This window comes from Marivirga sp. (assembly GCF_035704835.1).
In the GTDB taxonomy this organism is placed as follows: domain Bacteria; phylum Bacteroidota; class Bacteroidia; order Cytophagales; family Cyclobacteriaceae; genus Marivirga.
Genome location: NZ_DASSWQ010000045.1, coordinates 75,050 through 97,577, shown reverse-complemented (window position 1 = coordinate 97,577; position 22,528 = coordinate 75,050). Strand labels below are relative to the sequence as shown.

The 22,528-nt window shown below is 33.8% G+C and carries 16 protein-coding genes and 1 tRNA gene; 14 read left to right on the top strand and 3 right to left on the bottom strand.

Features of this window, described 5'->3' with window-relative positions; all coding sequences use genetic code 11:
• Window positions 1–169: 169 nt before the first annotated feature.
• Complete coding sequence (locus VFM92_RS07055) at window positions 170–640, top strand: hypothetical protein (protein ID WP_325121493.1); 471 nt, start codon at window positions 170–172, stop codon at window positions 638–640.
• A gap of 236 nt (window positions 641–876) precedes the next feature.
• Here VFM92_RS07055 and VFM92_RS07050 read toward each other — a convergent pair.
• Both VFM92_RS07050 and VFM92_RS07045 read right to left on the bottom strand, forming a co-directional pair.
• Window positions 877–950 (bottom strand) — tRNA-Asp (locus VFM92_RS07050).
• A 335-nt stretch (window positions 951–1,285) separates the two neighbouring features.
• Entirely contained in the window at window positions 1,286–2,086 is an 801-nt protein-coding gene (locus VFM92_RS07045) for a dienelactone hydrolase family protein (protein WP_325121492.1), read from the bottom strand.
• A 103-nt stretch (window positions 2,087–2,189) separates the two neighbouring features.
• On the opposite strand from VFM92_RS07045, the gene VFM92_RS07040 reads away from it, so the two are divergent.
• The 11 genes from VFM92_RS07040 (at window position 2,190) to msrA (ending at window position 18,346) form a co-directional block, all read left to right on the top strand.
• A complete protein-coding gene (locus VFM92_RS07040; protein WP_325121491.1) occupies window positions 2,190–5,612 on the top strand; it encodes a PAS domain S-box protein in 3,423 nt (1,140 codons plus the stop codon).
• Window positions 5,599–5,991 carry a response regulator gene (locus tag VFM92_RS07035; RefSeq protein ID WP_325121490.1) on the top strand — a complete coding sequence of 131 codons (393 nt, stop codon included), beginning with the start codon at window positions 5,599–5,601 and terminating at the stop codon, window positions 5,989–5,991. The genes VFM92_RS07040 and VFM92_RS07035 overlap by 14 nt, the downstream gene beginning before the upstream one ends.
• 157 nt (window positions 5,992–6,148) lie before the next feature.
• A complete protein-coding gene (locus tag VFM92_RS07030; RefSeq protein ID WP_325121489.1) occupies window positions 6,149–7,093 on the top strand; it encodes an acetyl-CoA carboxylase carboxyltransferase subunit alpha in 945 nt (314 codons plus the stop codon).
• Window positions 7,094–7,192: 99 nt separating this feature from the next.
• Window positions 7,193–8,041, top strand: coding sequence for an MBL fold metallo-hydrolase (locus tag VFM92_RS07025; protein ID WP_325121488.1), 849 nt, complete (start codon window positions 7,193–7,195; stop codon window positions 8,039–8,041).
• 70 nt (window positions 8,042–8,111) lie between these two features.
• Window positions 8,112–8,894, top strand: a complete 783-nt coding sequence (locus VFM92_RS07020) for a patatin-like phospholipase family protein (RefSeq protein ID WP_325121487.1) — start codon at window positions 8,112–8,114, stop codon at window positions 8,892–8,894.
• A 188-nt stretch (window positions 8,895–9,082) separates the two neighbouring features.
• A complete protein-coding gene (locus VFM92_RS07015) occupies window positions 9,083–11,938 on the top strand; it encodes a pitrilysin family protein (protein ID WP_325121486.1) in 2,856 nt (951 codons plus the stop codon).
• Between the two features lie 219 nt (window positions 11,939–12,157).
• Window positions 12,158–12,754, top strand: a complete 597-nt coding sequence (locus VFM92_RS07010) for a hypothetical protein (protein WP_325121485.1) — start codon at window positions 12,158–12,160, stop codon at window positions 12,752–12,754.
• A gap of 59 nt (window positions 12,755–12,813) precedes the next feature.
• Entirely contained in the window at window positions 12,814–13,884 is a 1,071-nt protein-coding gene (locus tag VFM92_RS07005; RefSeq protein WP_325121484.1) for a hypothetical protein, read from the top strand.
• A 75-nt stretch (window positions 13,885–13,959) separates the two neighbouring features.
• Entirely contained in the window at window positions 13,960–16,503 is a 2,544-nt protein-coding gene (gene gyrA / locus VFM92_RS07000; protein WP_325121483.1) for a DNA gyrase subunit A, read from the top strand.
• Window positions 16,504–16,559: 56 nt separating this feature from the next.
• A complete protein-coding gene (locus VFM92_RS06995) occupies window positions 16,560–17,696 on the top strand; it encodes a tetratricopeptide repeat protein (protein ID WP_325121482.1) in 1,137 nt (378 codons plus the stop codon).
• A gap of 98 nt (window positions 17,697–17,794) precedes the next feature.
• Window positions 17,795–18,346 (top strand): peptide-methionine (S)-S-oxide reductase MsrA, encoded by a 552-nt coding sequence (msrA, locus tag VFM92_RS06990; RefSeq protein ID WP_325121481.1) that lies wholly within the window; start codon window positions 17,795–17,797, stop codon window positions 18,344–18,346.
• 6 nt (window positions 18,347–18,352) lie between these two features.
• Here the strand turns inward: msrA and dinB are convergent, their stop codons facing one another.
• Complete coding sequence (dinB, locus tag VFM92_RS06985) at window positions 18,353–19,432, bottom strand: DNA polymerase IV (RefSeq protein WP_325121480.1); 1,080 nt, start codon at window positions 19,430–19,432, stop codon at window positions 18,353–18,355.
• A 115-nt stretch (window positions 19,433–19,547) separates the two neighbouring features.
• Between dinB and VFM92_RS06980 the strand changes: the two genes are divergently transcribed.
• Together VFM92_RS06980 and VFM92_RS06975 are read left to right on the top strand one after the other, a co-directional pair.
• A complete protein-coding gene (locus VFM92_RS06980) occupies window positions 19,548–21,188 on the top strand; it encodes a TldD/PmbA family protein (RefSeq protein ID WP_325121479.1) in 1,641 nt (546 codons plus the stop codon).
• A 23-nt stretch (window positions 21,189–21,211) separates the two neighbouring features.
• The gene (locus VFM92_RS06975) at window positions 21,212–22,528 is read left to right on the top strand and encodes a TldD/PmbA family protein (RefSeq protein WP_325121478.1); all 1,317 of its coding nucleotides are present in this window, start codon (window positions 21,212–21,214) and stop codon (window positions 22,526–22,528) included.

Genomic DNA, 22,528 nt, shown 5'->3' with positions numbered 1-22,528 from the left:
AATATTTTAATTGGGAGAAAATAGACTTTCTTTGATCGCTATAAATGGATGGGCATTAGTTCTAAATCAGCAAGTTCTATTTTTTTCAAAGTACAAGCAGGCAGGTTTATAATCAAAAAAAATCACGGTAAGAAGATATTTTGTTGAGAATTGTCTAATTTGACAAAGTATGAAGAAATTAACAATCCTATTGATAAGCTTATTCTTTGTGAATACTTTATGTGCTCAGGAACAAAAAGCGATTAGAATTACTAAACAGGATACTCAAAGAGAAGTCGTTATTAAAGAAAATAAGAGAATAATCATTAAGACAGTTGACGATAAAAAGCTTTCTGGCCGCTATAGAATAGACGGTAATTCGATCGTAGTTGATAATGAAAAAATCGAAATAAACGAGATCAGATATTTGAAACGTAATCCTCTTTTGACCACCATGCTTACAACGGGTATCTTGGTATATGGCGGTTTTGTCACGGCTACCATGGGGGTAATGTTGGGTATATTGGTGGATCCGAATGCCTTTTATTTAGCTATACCTGCAGCAGGATTGATTTATGCCGGATTACAATCACCAAATTTTCATAAAAAATACAAGCCAGCAAAGAACTGGAGTTTGGAAATAGTAACAATTTCTGAGTAGGTAAAAATTATTCTATACGCTAATATGAAGTATTTAGAAAATTCTAGTACATAGTTTACAATTGACTTTATAACTCGAATAGATTTCTTTAAGGATACCCAACCAAACTAACTTATCAACTGGTATAGTGGATAATAGTGATTCTCAGAAATATAGCTTTTAAAATAGTTAGGTATCTGTTCTATAAAATGAGTTTGTAGAAACAAAAAAAGCATCCCTTTTGAGGATGCTTTTAGCGGTCCGGACGAGACTCGAACTCGCGACCTCCTGCGTGACAGGCAGGCATTCTAACCAACTGAACTACCGGACCAATATTTCTTAATTTTCAACATTTCTCCGTCCGAAATGGGAGTGCAAATAACTGAATTTTATTTCTAATATTCAAAACTTATTTACTATTATTTTTTGAAAAAATTTTGCTTTAAATCATTTATTTAAGGCTTTTTATCAATCCTTTCGTTTAAGGAGATGCAAATGTAGGTTGTAATTCTTTAATTGCAAACATTGTATCAAAAAAAACGACCACTTTGATGAACTTTTTTTTCTATTCAAAGTGGTTGTATATATAACATGTTCAAAGTCAATTATGTAGCATAAGTGAAGCTTTGAATTATTTTTAAGGAAATGATAAAAAGTTTTGTTAAACTACTTCAGAATCTTCAAAATTCTCTTCCAAGATTCATTTCTAGCGTCAATATTTTCCTTTGAACCGTCTTCTGAATCTCCAGCACGCATATAAGCATGACCTGCGCCTTCATAGATTTCATAATCATAAAAATTATCGTGTTGTTCCATCGCAGCTTTTGAAGCTTCGATGGTAGAATTTACTCTTTGGTCATTTCCTCCATAAAATCCATAAACAGGAGTCTCAATTTTTTCATATTCTGAAGCATCTTTTGGACCAGTTCCGTAAAATACTAGTGCTTCACTCAATTCTGGATTGTTTGTAGCATATCGAAAGGATTGTGAACCTCCCCAACAGAACCCTACAACTGCAACTTCTCCATTTCCGGCAGGGAGCTTTTTAAGATATTCAAATGACTCATTCAAATAATTAGTCACTAAACTATTTTCTAATTTATAAATCGCATTTCTTGCCTCATCCGAACTCGGGAATTCTGAAGTTTGAGAATATTCTTCACTAAAGTCTGAAAGCATATCTGGGGCTAATGCGATATACCCTTGCTCTGCAAGTTGGTCAGCGAAACTTCTTACCCAATCTGTCAATCCTCTGTTTTCGTGAATAACAATAACTGCTTTAGCCTTTTCCGATACTTGGGGATAAACCACGAAAGCTTTTAATGTTTTGTCTCCAGCTTTTATTTCAATCCATTCATGGTGTCTAGGCGAATTCTCCAATCTGTTTGTTTGAGGATCTTGCGCAATCAATGTTGTTGCCATTAATGTAAAAGCAATTAGCAAGGTGATGGAATTGATAACTTTCATGTCTGAATTTTATAGGTTTCTTTATTTAGTATAAAGTAAATTAAAATAAAAATGTTTAGTTTAAGTAATAATTAATATATTAATAAAAAATTATAAAATTTTAATGTTGACTCTAGAGCAAGCGTTTTACAGCTGTATTTCTCAAAATAGTTCTTTATTAAAAGTTATTCACAAATATGCGGTCGAAGGGTATTTTATATGGGATAGAAGAGATTCTGAAACGATTTTATTGGATGCCAGATTAGCTGCAAATTTTGATATACATAGTACTCTTCAGGTACAAATAAATCAACTAAATAGCAACCATAAAAACTTTGTTAAAACCATAATCACAAAGATTGAGCAAACAATTTCGCTTACAAAATTGAATTCAAGCAATTTAGAATGTACGATTGATGACCCTATCGAGAATGCTCAAATTCGATTTATTGTCTTTTGTCATCAGGAAACTAAAGTGGAATATATATTAGCTATTATTCAAAATGGAAATCCTTCTTTTGAAATTACAGATTATAAAACCAATAAAATAGATTTCGAGACGCTTGCTTTAGTACCTTTAAATACGCTTTATAGTGTTATTATTACGGATGAAAAAGGAAGAATCAATTTTGTTAATAACTCTTTTGAGCGACTGTCTGGTTTTAGCTATGATGAAATAATTGGTAAAAAACCAGGTCATTTTTTGCAAGGACCTCAAACAGACAGAAAGGATATTGTTGATTTTTCAAAGAATTTAGCTTCAGGTAAATCTTTTACTCAGGAAATTGTAAATCATACAAAATCTGGAAAAGCTTACAGAGTTTCATGCTTTATTGACCCAATTTATAATGAACAGGGACAACTCATAAAATTCATTTCGATTCAGACAGACGTAACTGAAAAAAAACGAAATCAAGAATATTTAGCTACTTTCAAAAATACGCTCGACCAAACAGAGGATTGCGTTTTCATATTTGATAAGGATGATTTTAAATTTAATTATGTAAATCAAGGCGCCATTAATATGATGGGCTATTCTGAACAAGAATTATTGGAATTACATCCATATGATATTAAACCAGAATATCCGAAGGAAAAGTTTAAACCCTTAGTTAAGCCTTTGATTGAGGGAAAAAAAGCAAGTATCCGATTCAAAACGTTTCACCGAACCAAAGAAGGTTTAGATATCCATGTTGAAGTCTTTCTGCAATTTATCAAAAATGAAAATGTAAGTCCAAATTTTGTTGCCATTGTTAAAGACATATCGGAACAAATTAAAATTGAAAATGAGCTTAAACGACTTTCTTTAGTAGCAGAAAAAACAAATAATCTGGTAGTCATTACGAATGAAAAGGGAAAAATTGAGTATGTTAATCCTGCTTTTGAATCTAAAACGGGTTATAATTTGGATGAAGTAATAGGAGAGAAGCTAGGTAAATTTTTACATGGAAAGGAAACAAACCCAATGCATATTAAAGCGAATAGAGCAGGACTTAAAACCCTAAAACCATTTACGCAAGAAATTTTAAATTATTCCAAATCAGGGCAGAAATATCGGGTTGCAATAACCTTCAATCCTGTTTTCGATGAAGATGGTCGTCTTACTAACTTTATAGCAATTGAAAAAGATATTACAGAAAGAATAGAGAGGGAAAACTTACTTAAAGAAAGTGAGGAGCGACTTCAATTTGTTTTAAAAGGTAGTGAACTAGGTTATTGGGATTGGGAAGCTGATTCAGGCAGAATGACGGTGAATAATCGCTGGTTTGAGATGCTAGGCTATGAACCGAACGAGTTTTATCCTTCTATTGAGAATTGGCATGCATTGGTTCATCCTGAGGATATGACCAAGCTCAATGAAATTATGAAATCAGTTTTTCCAGATCCGACCAAAGGCGATTTTTATGTTGAATTAAGAGCGAAGCACAAAAAAGGGCACTATATATGGATATTGGATAGGGGTTCAGTGGTAAAACGTAATGCTCAGGGCGAACCATTAAGGATTTCAGGTATGCATATGGAAATATCAAAAAGAAAGCTACTGGAGGAAGAATTGTCTTTCGAACGGCAATTTTTGAAAAATATAATGGATACTAATGCGCTTTCGATTTTGGTAATCAATAAAGAGGGTAAGGTAATATTTGCCAATCATGGAGCGGAAAATTTATTAGGTTTGAAAAAGTCTACAATTGAAGACATGCGTTACGATGATCCATACTGGAATATCATCTCATTAGACGGAGATCCGTTTCCCTCTGAGAAATTACCATTCATGCAAGTTCTTACTACCAATAAAGCTACTAAAAACATTGAATTTGGCTTGAAATGGCACGATCAAACGGAGAAATATTTATCTGTTATTGGAGCACCATTAAAAATTGAAAATGGACAAACAACAGAAGTTGTTATTTCAATAATCGATATTACCAAAAGAATAGGTACACAAAAACAATTGGATGCAGTAAATCAGGAAATTAATAATATTGTCAAGGATTTAACAGATGTAGTATGGTCGGTAGAAATCCCCTCTTATAAACTCACTTATATTACCCCTTCTATTCAAAAGTTAACTGGATATTATCCAAAATTTTACATTGGAAAAACAGTTCAGGAAACATGGGAAACCCAAATATTGAAGAGTGATTTACCTCTTTTAAAAGAAGGCTATAAGTCACTTGAGGCAAATGAGGCTTTTGAGTTAGAATATAGAATATTGACCAAAGAGAAAAAGGTAAAATGGATATTGAATAAAGGAAAACTTATTACTGAAAATGGCAAACCGATAAGGATGGATGGGTATATAGCAGATATCAGCCATCGAAAAGAGCAAGAAAATGAGCTTAGGAAGTATTTGAAAATAGTGGAAGATCAAAACGAAAGATTAAGAAACTTCACCTATATCGTTTCTCATAATTTGCGATCGCATTCTGCTAATATTCAGGGATTAATGTATCTGATTAATAAAAAGCATCCAAAAGTTGCTGAGATAGATTATGTCAAATTGTTAGATAAAGCCTCTAATAAATTAGACGATACCTTACATCATCTTAATAATGTGGTATCAGTTGTTTCTTCGGCAGATGAAATAAAAAAGGTTAACTTGAATGATGCAGTGGTATCTTTTACCGAATCATTTGAAAATTTAATCAAAGAATCAGGTGTTCGTTTTATTAATAAAGTGCCTAAAAATCAAATGGTAGAGGCAGTACCTGCATTTTTAGAAAGTATTATTACTAATTTATTGACAAACTCCATTAAATACTGTGATCAGCGAAAAGGCGATTGTTATGTTAAAATTAATAGTCGTAAATTGATTGGAATTGTGGTTATTGAAATTACGGATAATGGATTGGGAATAGATTTGGATAAGTATGGCGACAAACTTTTTGGGATGTATAAAACTTTTCATACCCATAAAGACTCAAGAGGATTAGGATTATTTTTGACAAAAAATCAAATAGAATCGATGGGTGGAAAAATTGAAGTACAAAGTAAGATAAATGAAGGTTCGACTTTTAAAGTATTCTTGAAAGATGGCAGCATTTGAAAAAATTTTCATAGTGGATGATGATGAACTATTTCTAATAGTAACCAAATCAATTATGGAAGATGAAGACTTTGCCAATAAAATATATAATTTCGAAGATGGTAATAAAGCCTTAAGGCAATTGCAATCAATTGAAAAAAAGGATTTGCCAGAGGTATTGTTTTTGGATATAAATATGCCTATGATGGACGGATGGGAGTTTATGAGCGCCTTGGAAGAATTAGAAATCGATAATAATTTCAATATCTATATTACCTCTTCCTCTATCAATCCATTAGATTTAAAGGCTGCAGAAACTAATCCATTTATTAAAGGTTTTATCAGCAAACCGATTGATCCTGGGAAATTAGAAAAAATCATAAAAGCATGTAAAATTTAGCTTGAAAACTGCTAAATTATAACTAAAGATAAGCCCATTGCATATTTTAAGAATTAATTTAAACGGATAATACTTTTAGAATAGCTTTCATTTCTGCATTTTTGTGTTTGCCTTTAGATATTAATATTAATTTTACAATTGTAAAAATATAAAAACAATGCTTTTGGAATTTGAACAACCTATAGTTGATTTAGAAAATAAATTGGTCGGAATGAAATCATTGGCTGCTGAGAGCGATGTTGACATTTCGGATGCTATCAAAAAACTTGAAGATAAAATTGTGTCCTTAAAAAAAGAGACTTTTCAAAATCTAACAAGATGGCAAAGAGTGCAACTTTCTCGTCATCCAGATAGACCTTACACCTTGGATTATATTTATGAAATCACAGATGATTTTGTAGAGTTGCACGGAGATCGTACAATAAATGATGATAAAGCTATGGTTGGAGGATTTGGTACCGTAGAAAATCAAACCTTCATGTTTATTGGTCAGCAGAAAGGAAGAAATACTAAACAGCGCCAAATGCGTAATTTTGGTATGGCAAATCCTGAAGGTTACCGCAAAGCCTTAAGACTTATGAAAATGGCTGAGAAATTTAATAAGCCAATTGTTACCTTTATTGATACTCCGGGGGCATTTCCAGGTTTAGAAGCAGAGGAAAGAGGACAAGGAGAAGCCATTGCACGTAATTTGAAAGAAATGTTCATGTTGAAAGTACCTGTGATTTGTATCATTATAGGAGAAGGTGCTTCTGGTGGTGCATTGGGTATTGCGATTGGTGATAAAGTATTGATGTTAGAAAACACATGGTATAGCGTAATTTCCCCTGAGTCTTGTTCTTCTATTTTATGGAGAAGCTGGGATTATAAGGAGCAAGCTGCTGAAGCTTTGAAATTAACTGCTCCAGATATGTTAAAAAACAAATTGATTGACGGCATTATTCCTGAGCCTTTAGGCGGAGCGCATACTAATTTGAAGATGGTTGCAGATGAAGTTAAAAAAACCATACTCAAGAATTTTAAAGCGTTAGATAAAAAGTCAGTGGACAAAAGAATAGAAGAAAGAATTGATAAATTTAGTGCAATGGGTGTTGTGAAGTAATCTTCAAATATCTTTTGTAAAATGGCTTTTAAGAATGTTTCAAAACACATTTTTAGGAGCCATTTTTTTTATATATTCAATTTTTAAAAAAATAGTATTATGAATTTACATATAATAGAAACAGGATTTTTTAAGTTAGATGGTGGAGCAATGTTTGGAGTAGTCCCAAAATCACTTTGGTCAAGAACCAACACTCCTGATGAAAATAATATGTGTACTTGGGCTATGCGGTGTATGGCCATAGAAGATGGAAATCAGCTTATTTTAATTGATAATGGAATAGGGGATAAGCAAAATGAAAAATTTTTTAGCCACTTCTACTTACATGGAGATGCTACATTGGATGGTTCACTGCATAAAGCTGGTTTCTCGAAAGATGAGGTAACCGATATGTTTTTAACGCATCTTCATTTCGACCATTGTGGTGGTGGAGTAAAATGGCAAGATGAGGAGCATACTAAACTGGATATTGAATTCAAAAATGCGAAATACTGGTCTAATCATGATCATTGGAAATGGGCTACCGACCCAAATGCAAGAGAAAAGGCTAGTTTTTTAAAAGAAAACATTATACCCATGCAAGAAAGTGGTCATTTAAATTTTGCTGACAAAGGAGAGCCTTCACCCTTTTCTCAATTTGACATTCTTTATGCAGATGGTCATACTGACAAACAAATGATACCAAAAATCAAATATAAAGGTAAGACCATTGTTTTTGCTGCAGATTTATTGCCTTCCATTGGTCATATTCCTTTGCCGTACGTAATGGGTTATGATACTAGGCCACTCTTAACGTTGAACGAAAAAGAAAAATTCTTACAGGAAGCTGCAGATAATGAATACATTATATTTTTAGAACATGATGCACAAAATGAATGTTGTACTGTTAAGAATACGGAAAAGGGCGTACGCTTAGATCAAACATTCAGGCTGTCGGAAGTTTTGTAAACTTGCTTCTTATCTAAAAAGTGTGAATGAATTATACTAAAGTTTATTAAACAGATGATGAAATCATAGCATGAAAATAGGATTAGCACTTTCAGGTGGTGGGGCAAGAGGGTTTGCTCACTTGGGCATTGCTCAGTATATGTATGAGCAAAACATTAAGCCCGATATGATTTCTGGAACTAGCGCTGGGGCTATAGCAGGGGCATTTTTAGCTGCTGGTTATTTGCCAAAGCGTACTATGGAAATTATTTCCGATATAAATTTCCTGAAATTTTTCAGACCCGCTATGTCATGGTCTGGTTTGGTAAATCTTGAAAAAATATCAGATCTTTTGTTAGAATATTTTCCTGAAGATTCTTTCAGCTCTTTTAAAATTCCTTTAATTATATCAACCACAAATTATACCAAGGGAGTGAATGTCAATTTTGAAAAAGGAGAACTGATAAGACCACTTTTGGCATCTGCTAGCATTCCAGTTATATTTAAACCTATTATGATGGGAGAGGATTCTTATGTAGATGGCGGAATCACCAATAATCTCCCGATAAATGTTCTCAAATCGCACGTTGATTTCACGATAGGAGTAAATTGCAATCCTGTTGGCTTGTCAAGTCAGAACAGTAGCATGAAAGATGTCCTAGAAAGAACCATGCTGATGGTTATTAATTATCAGACCAAAGAGCAAGCCAAATTGTGCGACATTTTTATTGAGCCTGAAGCATTGTCTAGCTACAAGGTTTTTTCAATATCCAAAGCCAAAGAAATTTTCGATATTGGCTATGAAAGTGCAAAGAAAATATTTTCTAATTTAGCAGAAGATCATCCCTTACATCAAAAATCTAAATCAATTTAACCTCTCAAATCTGCTTTTATTCAAAACAATAAAGCAAATTAGAATATTGTAAGATTTTGAGTAACATAAATTTATTGCTCAAATCAGCTACCACCTAACCGTTTTCTTATCCGTTGATATACATTCGTATAGCTATTTATTTATAAAATATTGTTCTTATCTTTCGAAGTTAAAACTTAAACCATATTATGAGAAAATTATCAGTATGGTCATGCTTACTTTTTATTGGTATCATGGCGGCTTGTCAACCAAGCGAAAAATCGGACGATAAAGCAGAATTGTCCATCGATTATGAAAAATATGTACTTCCTAACGGATTGGAAGTTGTCCTTCACGAGGATAAATCAGACCCCATTGCGGCAGTAGCAATACAAATGCATGTGGGATCTAGTAGAGAAAAACCAGGTAGAACGGGATTTGCGCACTTTTTTGAGCATATGTTGTTTCAAAAATCAGAAAATGTAGAAGAAGGAGCTTTCTTCAAAAACATTAATGATTTAGGAGGAACATTTAATGGTGGAACATGGACAGATGGAACTGTTTACTACGAAGTTGTGCCTAAAGATGCTTTGGAAAGAATTTTATGGATGGAAGCCGATAGAATGGGTTTTTTCATTAATGCAGTTACAAAGAAAGATTTAGAAGATGAAAAGCCTGTTGTTCAAAATGAGAAAAGACAACGAGTAGATAATCAACCATACGGACATAGAAGTTATGTAATTAAAAAAGCATTATATCCTGAAGGTCACCCTTACAGCTGGGAAGTAATTGGCGAGTTAGAAGATTTACAAGCAGCTACTTTAGGTGACGTAAAAGAATTTTATAATAACTGGTATGGTCCTAACAATGCTACTTTAGTAGTAGCAGGTGATTATGACAAAGAACAAGTTAAAGCATGGATTAAAAAATATTTTGGTGAAATTGAGTCAAGAGGAAATGATGAAGTAATGGCACCAAATCCTGTTGTTTTACAGGAAAATAAAAAACTTTACCATGAAGATGATTATGCTAAAGTACCAGATTTCAGAATGGTCTTTCCTACAGTAGAACAATATCATCCAGATTCATGGGCACTATCCGCTTTAGGTGAAATCTTGAGCCAAGGTAAAAGAGCAGTTTTATACAAAAAACTAGTGGAAGAAACTGAATATGCGCCAAGCGTATTTTCTTACAATAGCTCAAGTGAATTAGCTGGCGAATTTACCATCGGTATTCGTGCGAAAGATGGAGTTGATTTAGATTCTGTTTACGCAGCTGTACAAGAAGCTTTGGTTGAATTTGAAAAGGAAGGATTCTCTGATAAAGATTTGCAAAGAATTAAAGCAAGACAAGAAACTAGCTTTTACAATGGTATTTCAAGTATCTTAGGAAAAGCATTTCAGTTAAGTAGCTACAATGAATTTAAAGGAGATCCAGGTTATATCACTGAGGATATTAATAATATTTTAGCTGTTGAAAAAGAGGATGTGATGCGTGTTTATGAAAAGTACATTAAAGATAAACCAGCAGTAATCACCAGCTTTGTTCCTCAAGGTCAATTAGATTTAATTGTTGAAGGTTCTGAGAAAGCAACCGTTAAGATTGAAGAAGTGAAGCCTATGGAAGAAGCTACAATGACTGATCTTGACATAGACGCTGATTATACAAAAACACCAAGTGAAATTGATAGGAGTCAAGTGCCACCTTTAGGTGAAATGCCTTTAATTACACCTCCTACAATCTATGAAACTACGTTAGCAAACGGTATTGAAGTTTTAGGAATTCAAAATAATGAATTACCGTTAGTTAATTTTAGTATTCGAATAAAAGGTGGTGGATTATTGGATGACCCAAATAAGCCAGGTATTGCAAATATGATTACTTCAGTAATGCAAGAAGGAACTAAAAACAAAACTCCTGAAGAACTAGAAGATGCAATTGGTCAAATTGGTGCAAGTGTAGGAATGTACACTGGAAATGAAGAAATCGTTATTTACGGTAATTGCTTGGCTCGTTATTTTGACGAAACAATGGCTATTGTAGAAGAAATGATTCTCGAACCTCGTTGGGATGCTGGTGAATTTGATAGAATTCAAAAAGCGCAAATCAATAGTATCAAGCAAAGAAATGCTAACCCTAATTCAATTGCTAGTACTGTTGCAAACAAATTAACATATGGTGAAGATCATATTTTTGCTAAACCTTTAGGTGGAACTGAAGAGTCTGTACAAGCCATAACAATGGATGATTTGAAAAGCTTTTATGAGAAAAATTTCTCTCCAAGCATTACAAGCATGCAAATTGCTGGCAGTGTAACGCAATCTCAAGTTGAGAAAGCATTAACTGGTCTTAACGAAAAATGGCCAGCTAAAGAAGTTACATTCCCTGAGTATGAAATGAAAGGTGTGGATGAAGAAGGGAAAATTTACTTTGCTAATTTCCCTAATGCAAAGCAATCAGTTATCAGAATGCAACGTCTTGCAGTAGCTAGAGATCATCCAGATTATTATCCATTGACTGTAGCTAATTATGGTTTAGGTGGTAATTCTGGTGGTAAATTATTCCAGGTTCTTAGAGAAGAAAAAGGATATACTTATGGAGCATACTCAGGAATAGGCTCAAGTACACAAAAAGCTCCTTTTGCAGCTTATTCTAGTGTTAAAACGAATACTACTCCAGAGTCTGTTGCTGCTTTCAAAGAAGTTATTGAAGAGTATAAGCAAAATTATGATTCAGCTGAATTGGAGAAAGCAAGAACTGCTTTAATCAGAAAAGAAGCCAGAGAATACGAGACTTTAGGGCAAAAACTTAGTCTTTTACAACAGATAGCATCTTATGGTTTGGCGAAAGACTTTATTCAGAAAAACCAAGAAGAATTGAAAGCTTATACTGTAGAGGATATGAAGAAAATCATGGGTCAGTATATGAATGTTGATCAAATGAATTACTTTATAGTAGGCGATGCTGAAACGCAGCTTGAAGGTGTTAAAGCTTTAGGTATCAAAGAAGTAGTAAAAGTTGATGAGGATGGAAATCCAGTCGATAATAAAATTGAAACAATGTAATTGATTGAATTTTTAAAGGTTAAAGCCGCAGCAAATGTGATTTTTTCATTTTTGTTGCGGCTTTTTTATGACTATCAAAATCAGATATTATTTTAGCATAAAGTAAATTTGTAAACTAATTTGGTGTTTTCCATCTAAATAATTGGATGGTCCATCTATTTATATTGTATTATGATTTTATTTAATGTAATTTTCCTATTGTTAAAATTGTAAATCCTTATGTTCACGGAAGCAGAAATAGCAGTTATCATTGAGAATCAAGAAATTGAAAAAATTATTGATCAATTCAGAAAAGAATTTCTGGAGAAAACTGCACCTTATTTTGAAATTAGTAATCATGATTTCCTTTCTCTGATTTTATTGAGCCCTGTGATAGGAAAATCTATGGCAAACAATAGCATCAGTTTCAAAGAAGAGATGACCTTACAGAAAAAAGCACGAAAACTTTCGAAAGGTGGTTTTTTTCTTTCAAAAGATCCTGTTGCAGATTGTATGAAATTTTTAATTAAGAAATTTGATGTTTGGGAGGATGAATTTTATGCTATCATCCATAAAATTTTTAATATTTTATTTGATAAATATACGTTAGACAAAGCAAACGATGCAACAGTCTCATACAAACTTAGAGTATTGGGTTCTCCCTATCTTTTAATACGATTCATTTCTTCATTATTCTTAGAAAGTGAAGAGGATATTCTAAATCCTGGAAAAATAAGAAAAACGGAATGGGAGAAATTAAAGCTTATAGGAAATAAAACCGGTCTATCAGAAGTAACACTATTTAACGAATTTTTAGAAGCATTTGAGGTTAAATAAATGTTTCAACATCCATTAGCATAATTTTTGTACTTTTGTGCTATTAAAACTATCATTCGTTGAGGAAAAACCATTTCTATATAAAATCCTTCATTCTCATCACGCTAATGGTAGGCGGTTTTGCAATATCGCCTGCTTTAGGACAGGTGTTTAATCCATGGGGACCACCTCCTAATGATACCAATATTGATGCTAACTTTTTCCGAAAAATTGCCAGTCATTTTTCAGCTGAAGTTGCGATTGGTTATGGTTCAACTCGCTACAGACAGAATTTAGATGATTATGAAATTTATAGTAATAATTCCCAATTATACTTATTGGCAGAAGATACACTAGGAAATCCAGTTGGAATTAGCAATTGGCTTAACCGGCCTTATGTATCAGATACATTGGACTTATCTACCTCCATTCTGTATAGAGCTAATTTAAACGAACCTGATCAAAACAGAAGTTATGTCATAGATAGTTTGAAAAGAAGACTAGTAGGCGGTGGAAATGTAATTCCCATTCATTTAAAAATCCACTTTAATTATCAGCGATTTAGAGTAGGGGCAGGAGCTACTTTTGAATTGAATTCCAAAGCGAATTTAGAGTTGAAAGGTTTCCCTGATTATATTGCAAATTATGAATCTGATTTTTCCAGATTTTTTACACGCAAATATTATTTAACCGCTGGAGTTCATTATTACGATTTTTGGGATTTTTCTTATTTTGCTGATGTAGAATATGGGAATTTTAGATTATCAGATAGTGCCTTCCCATCCGAGAATATTTCTACTAGTAGCTATTGGAATCTTAGTTTTCCCGTAGAGAAAAACTTTTCAGAATACTTCCGATTAGTTATGCGTCCATCTGTAGATTTGAAATCTATTAATACTTTTCTGCCTACAGGTCAATCAGTTAAAACGAATATGTGGAATTTGCAATTTCAAGTTGGTCTTAGAGTTAGTTTCCCACTATTTAAGAAATGTCCGATAAGTAATTGCGAGGCTCAAAAAGAACATCATCATATTGATAAAAAATTTAGAGGTCAACCCATTTACAAATGGCAAAACCCAAAAGTAGGCAGAAATCATCCGTATAATTTAAATGAAAAAAGAGAAGCTTTTCCCTTTTTAAAACGTAAATGAAATGATTATTTTTGTCAGCACTTAATAAAAATCCCTAAATTGCACTTTATTTATTTTTAGACAGTAAACAAATCTATGGCTGAAGGAGAAAATGAGAAAATCATCCCTATTAATATAGAAGATGAAATGAGAGGCGCCTACATTGATTATTCAATGTCGGTTATAGTTTCTAGGGCTTTGCCTGACGTTAGGGATGGCTTGAAACCCGTACACAGAAGAATACTTTTTGGTATGCAAGAATTAGGTCTTGCACACAATAGACCTTATAAAAAATCAGCTAGAATCGTTGGTGAAGTTTTAGGTAAGTATCATCCTCATGGTGATACTGCTGTTTATGACACTATGGTACGTATGGCTCAACCTTGGTCACTTCGCTATCAGATGGTGGATGGTCAGGGTAACTTTGGATCGATAGATGGCGATTCCCCCGCAGCTATGCGATACACGGAAGCTCGTCTGAAAAGAATAGCGGAAGAAATGTTAACGGATATCAACAAGAATACAGTTGATTTTCAATTTAACTTTGATGATTCCTTGAAAGAACCTACTGTTTTACCAGCGAAGGTTCCAAATTTATTATTGAATGGAGCTTCTGGTATTGCGGTAGGGATGGCCACTAACATGGCACCACACAATTTAACAGAGGTTGTTAATGGTATCAATGCCTATATTGATAATAATGATATCACTATACCAGAATTAATGGAACATATTTCTGCTCCAGATTTCCCAACTGGTGCAGCTATCTATGGTTATCAAGGTGTGAAAGCTGCGTTTGAAACGGGTCGTGGTAGAATTGTGATGCGTGCAAAAGCAGAAATAGAAGTGCTTGCATCTGGCAGAGAACGTATAATCGTAACTGAAATACCATATTTGGTGAATAAAGCCAATATGATTGAAAAGACTGCGGCTTTAGTAAATGAAAAGAAAATAGAAGGAATTTCTGATATCAGAGATGAATCAGATAGAAATGGATTGAGAATAGTTTATGAAATCCGTAAGGATGCTATTCCTAATGTTGTTTTAAATAATTTATATAAATATACACAGCTTCAAACTTCATTCAGTGTAAATAATGTTGCCCTTGTTAAAGGTAGACCAGAAACACTTAATTTGAAGGATATGATTAAACATTATGTCAACCACCGACATGATGTAATCGTCCGAAGAACAAAATATGAATTAGAAGAGGCTCAAAAAAGAGCACACATCTTAGAAGGGTATTTAATAGCTTTAGATAACCTAGATGCAGTAATTAAATTAATTCGTGAATCGAGAGATCCTGAAATTGCTCGTAATGGGTTAATGGAGAAATTCAAATTATCCGAAATTCAAGCAAAAGCAATTTTGGATATGAGACTTCAGAGGCTAACAGGTCTTGAAAGAGAGAAAATAGTCCAAGAGTTTGAAGAGATCAAAAAACTCATTGAATATTTAGAATCAATTCTTGCTGATGAGGAATTAAGAATGAAGATCATCAAAGATGAGATGCAGGAAATCAAGGATAGATATGGTGATGAAAGAAGGACCGAAATTATCCATAGTGCTGAAGAATTCACAGATGAAGATATGATTCCAAATGAGGATGTAGTGATTACATTATCTCACCAAGGATATATTAAAAGAACTTTATTAAACGAATATAAAACCCAAGGAAGGGGTGGGGTTGGTTCTAAAGGAGCTGGAAGTAAAGATGATGATTTTACTGAGCTACTTTTCGTTGCCAAGACGCATAATTACCTTTTAATCTTTACTGAATTAGGTAAAGTATATTGGATTAAGGTTTACAGACTGCCTGAAGGTTCTAAAATTTCCAAAGGTAGAGCTATTCAGAACTTGATAAATATTGAATCAGAAGATTCAGTTAGAGCAGTTATAAACGTTGAAAATCTGGATAATGAAGATTACATCAACAATAACTTCTTAGTAATGTGTACCGAAAAAGGTACCATTAAGAAAACTACCTTAGAGGCTTATTCAAGACCACGTGCAAATGGTATTAATGCTATTTCCATTAATGAAGGAGATAGGTTGTTGAATGTTAAAATGACTAATGGCGATAATAATATCATAATTGCTGCACGTTCAGGAAGAGCTATACGTTTTCATGAGAGTAATGTGAGGCCCATGGGAAGGACTGCCGCTGGTGTTAGAGGCATTACATTAAAAGATGGCAAAGATATTGTAGTAGAGATGGTAGCCATCACTAGAGAGAACGCTAATTTATTGGTAGTATCTGAAAAAGGTTATGGGAAACGTTCTGATATTGAGGACTATAGAATAACCAAAAGAGGTGGAAAAGGAGTGAAAACGCTTAACGTAACTGAAAAAACTGGTGAGCTCGTTGCTATAAAAGAGGTAATTGATTCTGATGATTTGATGATTATTAATAAATCAGGCATTACAATTCGAATGGCAGTAGAAACACTCAGAGTTATGGGAAGAGCTACACAAGGGGTAAGATTGATTAAAGTAAATGAAAATGATAGTATTTCATCGGTTGAAAAAGTAGAAAAAATTGATGATATAGAAGAAGTAGAAGGAGAGGAAAATATTGATAATCAAGAATCTGCTGATTCTAGTGATAATAATAATTCTGAAGAGTCTAATGAATCTTAAAAATTAAAATCAAGTATATATAAATGAACAATAATTTAAAAATAAATAAAATAGAGATGAGAAAAATCGCAGTATTTTTGGCCTTTTTTTTAGTTGTGGGACAGGCTTTTGCGCAAAATAAAAACGTTCGTAAAGCAGAGAGAGCCTTAGAAAAAGGAGAATTAACAGAAGCAAAAGAATTGATCAACCCAGCAACTGAGGATGAAGAAACGAAAAATGATCCTAAAACTTGGTTTACAAGAGGTAGTATTTATCAGGCTATATTGGACAGGGATGGATTTTCAGAAGAAATTGTAAAAGAAATTTCTGAAAGTTATAATAAAGTATTTGAGTTAGTTGAAGAGGATGATAAATACTATACTTTAACTGATTTGAAAGTACAAGAATTATGGGGCGGTTTCATTAATCAAGGTTCTGACGCTTATTCGGCTAAAGATTTTGAAACAGCACTTACTGCTTTTGAAAAAGCTTTGTTAGTGTTACCAGAAGATACTACAGCGACTTTATATGCAGGTATAGTTTCACAACAGATGCAAAATAACGAAAAAGCATTAAAATACTTTTATCGTTTAATTGACCTAGACTATCAATCAAAAGAAATTTACGAAAGTATAATTTCTATTGAGAGATACGGAAATAAAGATACCGAAAAGGCTTTAGAGGTCGCTAAAATGGCCACTGAACAATTCCCTGAAGAAAATAACTTCGAGAAGTTAGAAATAAGCTTCATGATTGAACTAGGACAGGTTGAGAAAGCTAAAGATAGACTTAATGAGGCTATTAAAAAAGAGCCAAATAATGCGCTTTTATATTCAAATTTGGGTATCCTATATGATGAATTAGAACAGTATGACAAAGCATCTGAAGCGTATTTGAAAGCTATAGAAATTGAGCCAAATAATTTTGAGGCATTATATAATTATGCTGTCAATAATTATAATAAAGCTGCAGAAATACAGAAAGAAGCTAATAATATGGATTTAGCCACTTATAGAAAAGAAGGTAAAGCGAAAGAAGCGGAAGCTGCCAAATATTGGAAAATAGCTGAGGAATATTTCGTGAGAACTTCTGAATTACGTCCTGAGGATGTTTCAATTTTAGAAACGCTACAAACCATTTACTCTATTTTAGGAGAAAATGAAAAGGCTGCTGAAATGAAAAAGAAAGCTGATAAATTGAAGAGTGGTGAATAATTAGATTTATAAAACTTCACAACATTAATTATTTTAAAAGGTTACCTTCAAAAGGTGACCTTTTTTTATTGAAGTTTATTCCTAAAAAAGAGTAGAAAATGATGACAGATAGAAAAGATAATTTTGAACTTGCAACTTTCGGTGCAGGATGTTTTTGGTGTATTGATGCTGTTTTAAGAAAATTAAAAGGTGTTGAAAAGGTTGAATCTGGATTTTCTGGCGGACATATTAAAAATCCACCATACAGAGAAGTAGTGCAGGGCAGAACTGGTCATGCAGAAGTAGCCCATATAACATTCAATCCTGACGTTATTTCATATAAAGAACTTCTTGAGATTTTTTTTCAAGTTCATGATCCAACTACATTAAACAGACAAGGAGCTGATATTGGAACGCATTATAGATCTATAATTTTAACGCATAATTCTGCTCAGGAAAATATTGCTCAAGAAATGAAGCAAAAAATAGATTCATCTGGAATTTTCAATGATCCAATAGTCACTGAAATTAAAGCCTTTGAAGCTTTTTATCCTGCAGAAGAAGTGCACCAGGATTTTTATACTCGAAATCAAGGTATGCCTTATTGCACCTTTGTGATTAAGCCCAAGGTAGATAAATTGAAAAGATTGTTTGCAGAAAAATTGAAATAAATTCTATTAGAACCCTAAGGTGAGCTGGCCATTATCTCCGACTTTTTCATCGATTTCAAAATTGGAGAGTGAGCAGCCAACCAAACGTACGGCTTGATTTAAATCAAAGGAATCCATTAAACTTTCTAATCCTTTATCAAAGGTATTTGCTGATTCTATTGCTTCATTAAATGATTTGCTTCTAGTAATTTGCTTAAAATCATCAAATTTCACCTTTAAAGTAATAGTATGTGCATTAGCATCGCTTTGCTTGTATCGCTTCCAGCATTTCTCTGCTATTGGTTGTAAAGCTTCCCAAATTTCAGACTTGGTTTTTAAACTTTCATTAAAAGTATTTTCAGCCCCAACAGATTTGCGAATTCTATTTGGATTTACCCTTCTGTAATCTTCACCACGGCTCACAGAGTAGAAATAGCGACCCTGTTTACCAAAGTATTTAACTAATTCTTTTAAAGTTTTAGATTGTAGATCAGCACCTGTAGTGATATTTAATTTATGCATTTTTTCAGCCGTTTTTTTACCTACACCGAAGAATTTTTCTATCGGTAATTCTTCAATGAACGGCAGTACTTGATGGGGTTTTATAATAAAAACCCCATCTGGTTTGCGATAATCAGAGGCAATTTTGGCAAGAAATTTATTGATGGATACTCCAGCTGAAGCAGTGAGTCCAATTTCCTCTTTAATGGATTTTTTGATTTCCAATGCAATATCGGTGGCTGTTGAAATGCCCATCTTATTTTCGGTAACATCCAAATAGGCTTCATCTAAAGATAAGGGTTCCACTAAATCCGTATAGCGAAAGAAAATCTCTCTAATTTGCTGACTTAATGCTCTGTATCTTTCAAAACGTGGCTTTACAAAAATCAAATCCTTACACTTTGATGCAGCTATTTTGGAAGGCATTGCAGAGTGAATGCCATATTTTCTGGCTTCATAACTAGCAGCAGCAACCACTCCTCTTTGTCTATTTCCTCCAACAGCAACTGGCTTTCCTTTCAATTCAGGGTAGTCCATTTGCTCAACAGAAGCATAAAATGCATCCATATCCACATGTATTATTTTGCGTTCTGTGTCTTTTTCCAAAGCTTATCCGCTTAAATTTTTCTGTTGCCGTTTATCCTTTTGTATTAGCTATATAATGAAATTAAACGGATATTATTTTCACAAAATAAATCAATTCATTTTTAATATTAACCAAATGAGGAGAAGAGAGTTTTTACAACTAGCAGGAATGGGAATAGGAGGTGCATTATTGACCGTACCATTATTAGGTAATGCGGTGGATATGGACAGGCTTCTTGAAAGTCCATTAGATGTTCTTGAGAAAAAAAGACTTGCCAATATTGGCCTAAATGCAGCCAAATCAAACGGAGCTACTTATGCTGATGTTCGTATTGGTCGATATTTAAATCAATATATTTTCACTAGAGAAGATAAATTGCAAAATGCAGTCAACACTGAATCTTTTGGTGTGGGTGTAAGAGTTATAGCCAATGGAACCTGGGGTTTTGCTTCCACTAGAGATGTAAGCGAAGCAGGTATTCAAAAAGCAGCTGAAACTGCTACTGCTATTGCAAAAGCGAATGGTAAAATACAAACTGATCCAGTACAATTGGCACCAGTTCAAGCTTATGGAGACGTAAGTTGGAAAACGCCATTGGAGAAAAATGCAGTAGCTGTTCCGTTAAAAGAAAAAGTTGATTTGCTTTTATCTGCAAATGCTGAAGCGATAAATAATGGTGCAAATTATGTGAATAGTGCATTATTTATGATTAATGAGCAAAAGTATTTTGCCAGTACTGATGGTTCCTATATAGATCAAGATGTTCATAGAATTTGGCCAAACTTCAATGTAACTTCTATAGATTCTGATAGTGGAAAATACAAATCTAGGCAGGCTTTAAGTTCACCTATGGGAATGGGGTTTGAGTATATGTACCCGCTTCCTGGAAGCAAAAAGGAAGGGCCAGGAGGTACTATGCACTATTATGACAGATATGACATGATAGAAGATGCAGGCTTAGCTGGTATGCAAACTAGAGAAATGCTTAAGGCGGATTCAATCAAAGCAGGTAAATATGATTTAGTATTAGATCCGAATCATCTTGGTCTTACAATTCATGAAAGTGTTGGGCATGCTACTGAACTTGACCGTGTGTTAGGATATGAAGCAAATTATGCTGGAACGAGCTTTGCAACATTAGATAAATGGAAAAGTAAAGATTTTCAATATGGCAGTGACATTGTAAATATTTTTGCTGATAAAACTCAACAAGGTACTTTGGGTGCTGTTGGTTACGATGATGAAGGGGTTAAAACAAAACGATGGGACCTCATTAAAGATGGCATTTTGGTAAATTATCAAGCAATAAGAGATCAGGCGCATATTATTAATGAAGATGCATCACATGGATGTTGCTATTCTCAAAGCTGGAATGATGTTCAATTTCAAAGAATGCCGAACGTATCATTAGCTCCAGGTAAAGAAAAATACAGCCCAGATGATATGATTAAGGATGTTGAAAAAGGAATTTATATAGTTGGTCGCGGTTCATATTCAATCGATCAACAACGCTATAATTTCCAGTTTGGAGGTACTTTATTCTTCGAGATTGAAAATGGAAAAATAAAGGGTCCTGTCAATGACGTGGCATATCAATCCAACACACAAGAATTTTGGAATTCATGCTCTAAAATTTGTGATGAAAATGATTACAAAACCTTCGGTTCATTCTTTGATGGAAAAGGTCAGCCTTCACAAATTAGTGCGGTTTCACATGGTAGTGCTACTACTCGTTTTGATGGTGTGAATGTTATTAATACTGCACGAAACATCTAATTCTAAATTTTAAATCTTTAAAAATGGCAATATTATCAAAAGAACAGGCAAGGCAAATATTAGAGAAAGTGATAAGCTTTTCGACTGCTGACAGCCTGGAGGCAAGCCTTTCTGGAAGTGGAAGAGGAAATATTCGTTATGCAAGAAATACAGTTAGCACTAGTGGTTTTAATGACGATGTCAGTTTGGGTGTCACTGCTAATTTCGGCAAAAAATCAGCTTCTTCCACTATTAATGAGTTTGACGATGAATCCTTAAAGAAGGTGGTGAAGAGAGCAGAAGAATTAGCTATGCTAGCTCCAGAGAATCCTGAGTTTATGGAACCATTAGGTCCTCAGAAATATAAGGAATCTAAAACATACTTTAAAAGTACTGCAGATATCACTCCAGAATACAGAGCCGAAGTAGCAAAAAACAGTATTGGTCCTGCTAAAGCAAAAGATGTAACTGCCGCAGGTTATTTAGAAGATTCATCTGGTTTTTCAAGCATTATGAATTCTAAAGGATTATTTGCATATTCTCAAGATTCTGAACTGGAGTTTACAGTGACAATGCGAACTAATGATGGAACTGGTTCTGGTTGGGTTTCAAGAGATTATAATGATGTAAATCAATTTAATGCTGTAGATGCTTCTGCAATTGCTTTGGAAAAAGCCTTGATGAGTCGGGAAGCGAAGGCAATTGAACCAGGTAAATATACCGTTATTTTAGAACCTGCTGCTGGAGCTCAACTGCTCGGCAACATGCTTTATAATATGGGAGCTAGGCAGGCAGACGAAGGTCGAAGCTTTCTATCCAAGCAGGGAGGCGGCACCAAACTAGGAGAGAAGTTAGTAGATGAAAGAGTAAATATTTATTCTGATCCTTTCAATGATAAAGTTCCAGCCAATTCATGGTCGGGAGATGGTTTAGCAAGAGAGCGCACAAGTTGGATAGAAAATGGGGTAGTAAAGAATATGTCTTACGATCGGTATTGGGCTCAAAAACAAGGAGTAGAACCAGTTCCTGGACCTGCCAACGGCATTATGGTGGGAGGAGATGCTACTACAGAGGAGTTAATTAAAAGTACCAAAAGAGGTATTTTGGTTACGCGCTTATGGTATATCAGAGCAGTTGATCCGCAAACTTTACTTTATACAGGATTGACTCGTGACGGTACTTTTTACATAGAAAATGGTAAAATAAAGCATCCGATAAAGAATATGCGTTTTAATGAAAGTCCGATAATTATGTTAAACAATTTGGAAGAATTAGGACAGCAACAACGAATTAATGGGAATTTAATTCCTGTCATGAAAATACGTGATTTTACATTCACTAGTCTTTCAGATGCAGTCTGA

What these genes read in the sequence shown, in the direction of transcription:
- VFM92_RS07015 (WP_325121486.1), top strand. Translation starts at nt 9,083, where the DNA reads ATGAGAAAATTATCAGTATGGTCATGCTTACTTTTTATTGGTATCATG.
- msrA (WP_325121481.1), top strand. Translation starts at nt 17,795, where the DNA reads ATGATGACAGATAGAAAAGATAATTTTGAACTTGCAACTTTCGGTGCA.
- VFM92_RS06980 (WP_325121479.1), top strand. Translation starts at nt 19,548, where the DNA reads ATGAGGAGAAGAGAGTTTTTACAACTAGCAGGAATGGGAATAGGAGGT.
- VFM92_RS07025 (WP_325121488.1), top strand. Translation starts at nt 7,193, where the DNA reads ATGAATTTACATATAATAGAAACAGGATTTTTTAAGTTAGATGGTGGA.
- VFM92_RS06975 (WP_325121478.1), top strand. Translation starts at nt 21,212, where the DNA reads ATGGCAATATTATCAAAAGAACAGGCAAGGCAAATATTAGAGAAAGTG.
- VFM92_RS07045 (WP_325121492.1), bottom strand. Translation starts at nt 2,086, where the DNA reads ATGAAAGTTATCAATTCCATCACCTTGCTAATTGCTTTTACATTAATG.
- VFM92_RS07020 (WP_325121487.1), top strand. Translation starts at nt 8,112, where the DNA reads ATGAAAATAGGATTAGCACTTTCAGGTGGTGGGGCAAGAGGGTTTGCT.
- VFM92_RS07040 (WP_325121491.1), top strand. Translation starts at nt 2,190, where the DNA reads ATGTTGACTCTAGAGCAAGCGTTTTACAGCTGTATTTCTCAAAATAGT.
- VFM92_RS07030 (WP_325121489.1), top strand. Translation starts at nt 6,149, where the DNA reads ATGCTTTTGGAATTTGAACAACCTATAGTTGATTTAGAAAATAAATTG.
- VFM92_RS07055 (WP_325121493.1), top strand. Translation starts at nt 170, where the DNA reads ATGAAGAAATTAACAATCCTATTGATAAGCTTATTCTTTGTGAATACT.
- gyrA (WP_325121483.1), top strand. Translation starts at nt 13,960, where the DNA reads ATGGCTGAAGGAGAAAATGAGAAAATCATCCCTATTAATATAGAAGAT.
- VFM92_RS06995 (WP_325121482.1), top strand. Translation starts at nt 16,560, where the DNA reads ATGAGAAAAATCGCAGTATTTTTGGCCTTTTTTTTAGTTGTGGGACAG.
- VFM92_RS07035 (WP_325121490.1), top strand. Translation starts at nt 5,599, where the DNA reads ATGGCAGCATTTGAAAAAATTTTCATAGTGGATGATGATGAACTATTT.
- VFM92_RS07010 (WP_325121485.1), top strand. Translation starts at nt 12,158, where the DNA reads ATGTTCACGGAAGCAGAAATAGCAGTTATCATTGAGAATCAAGAAATT.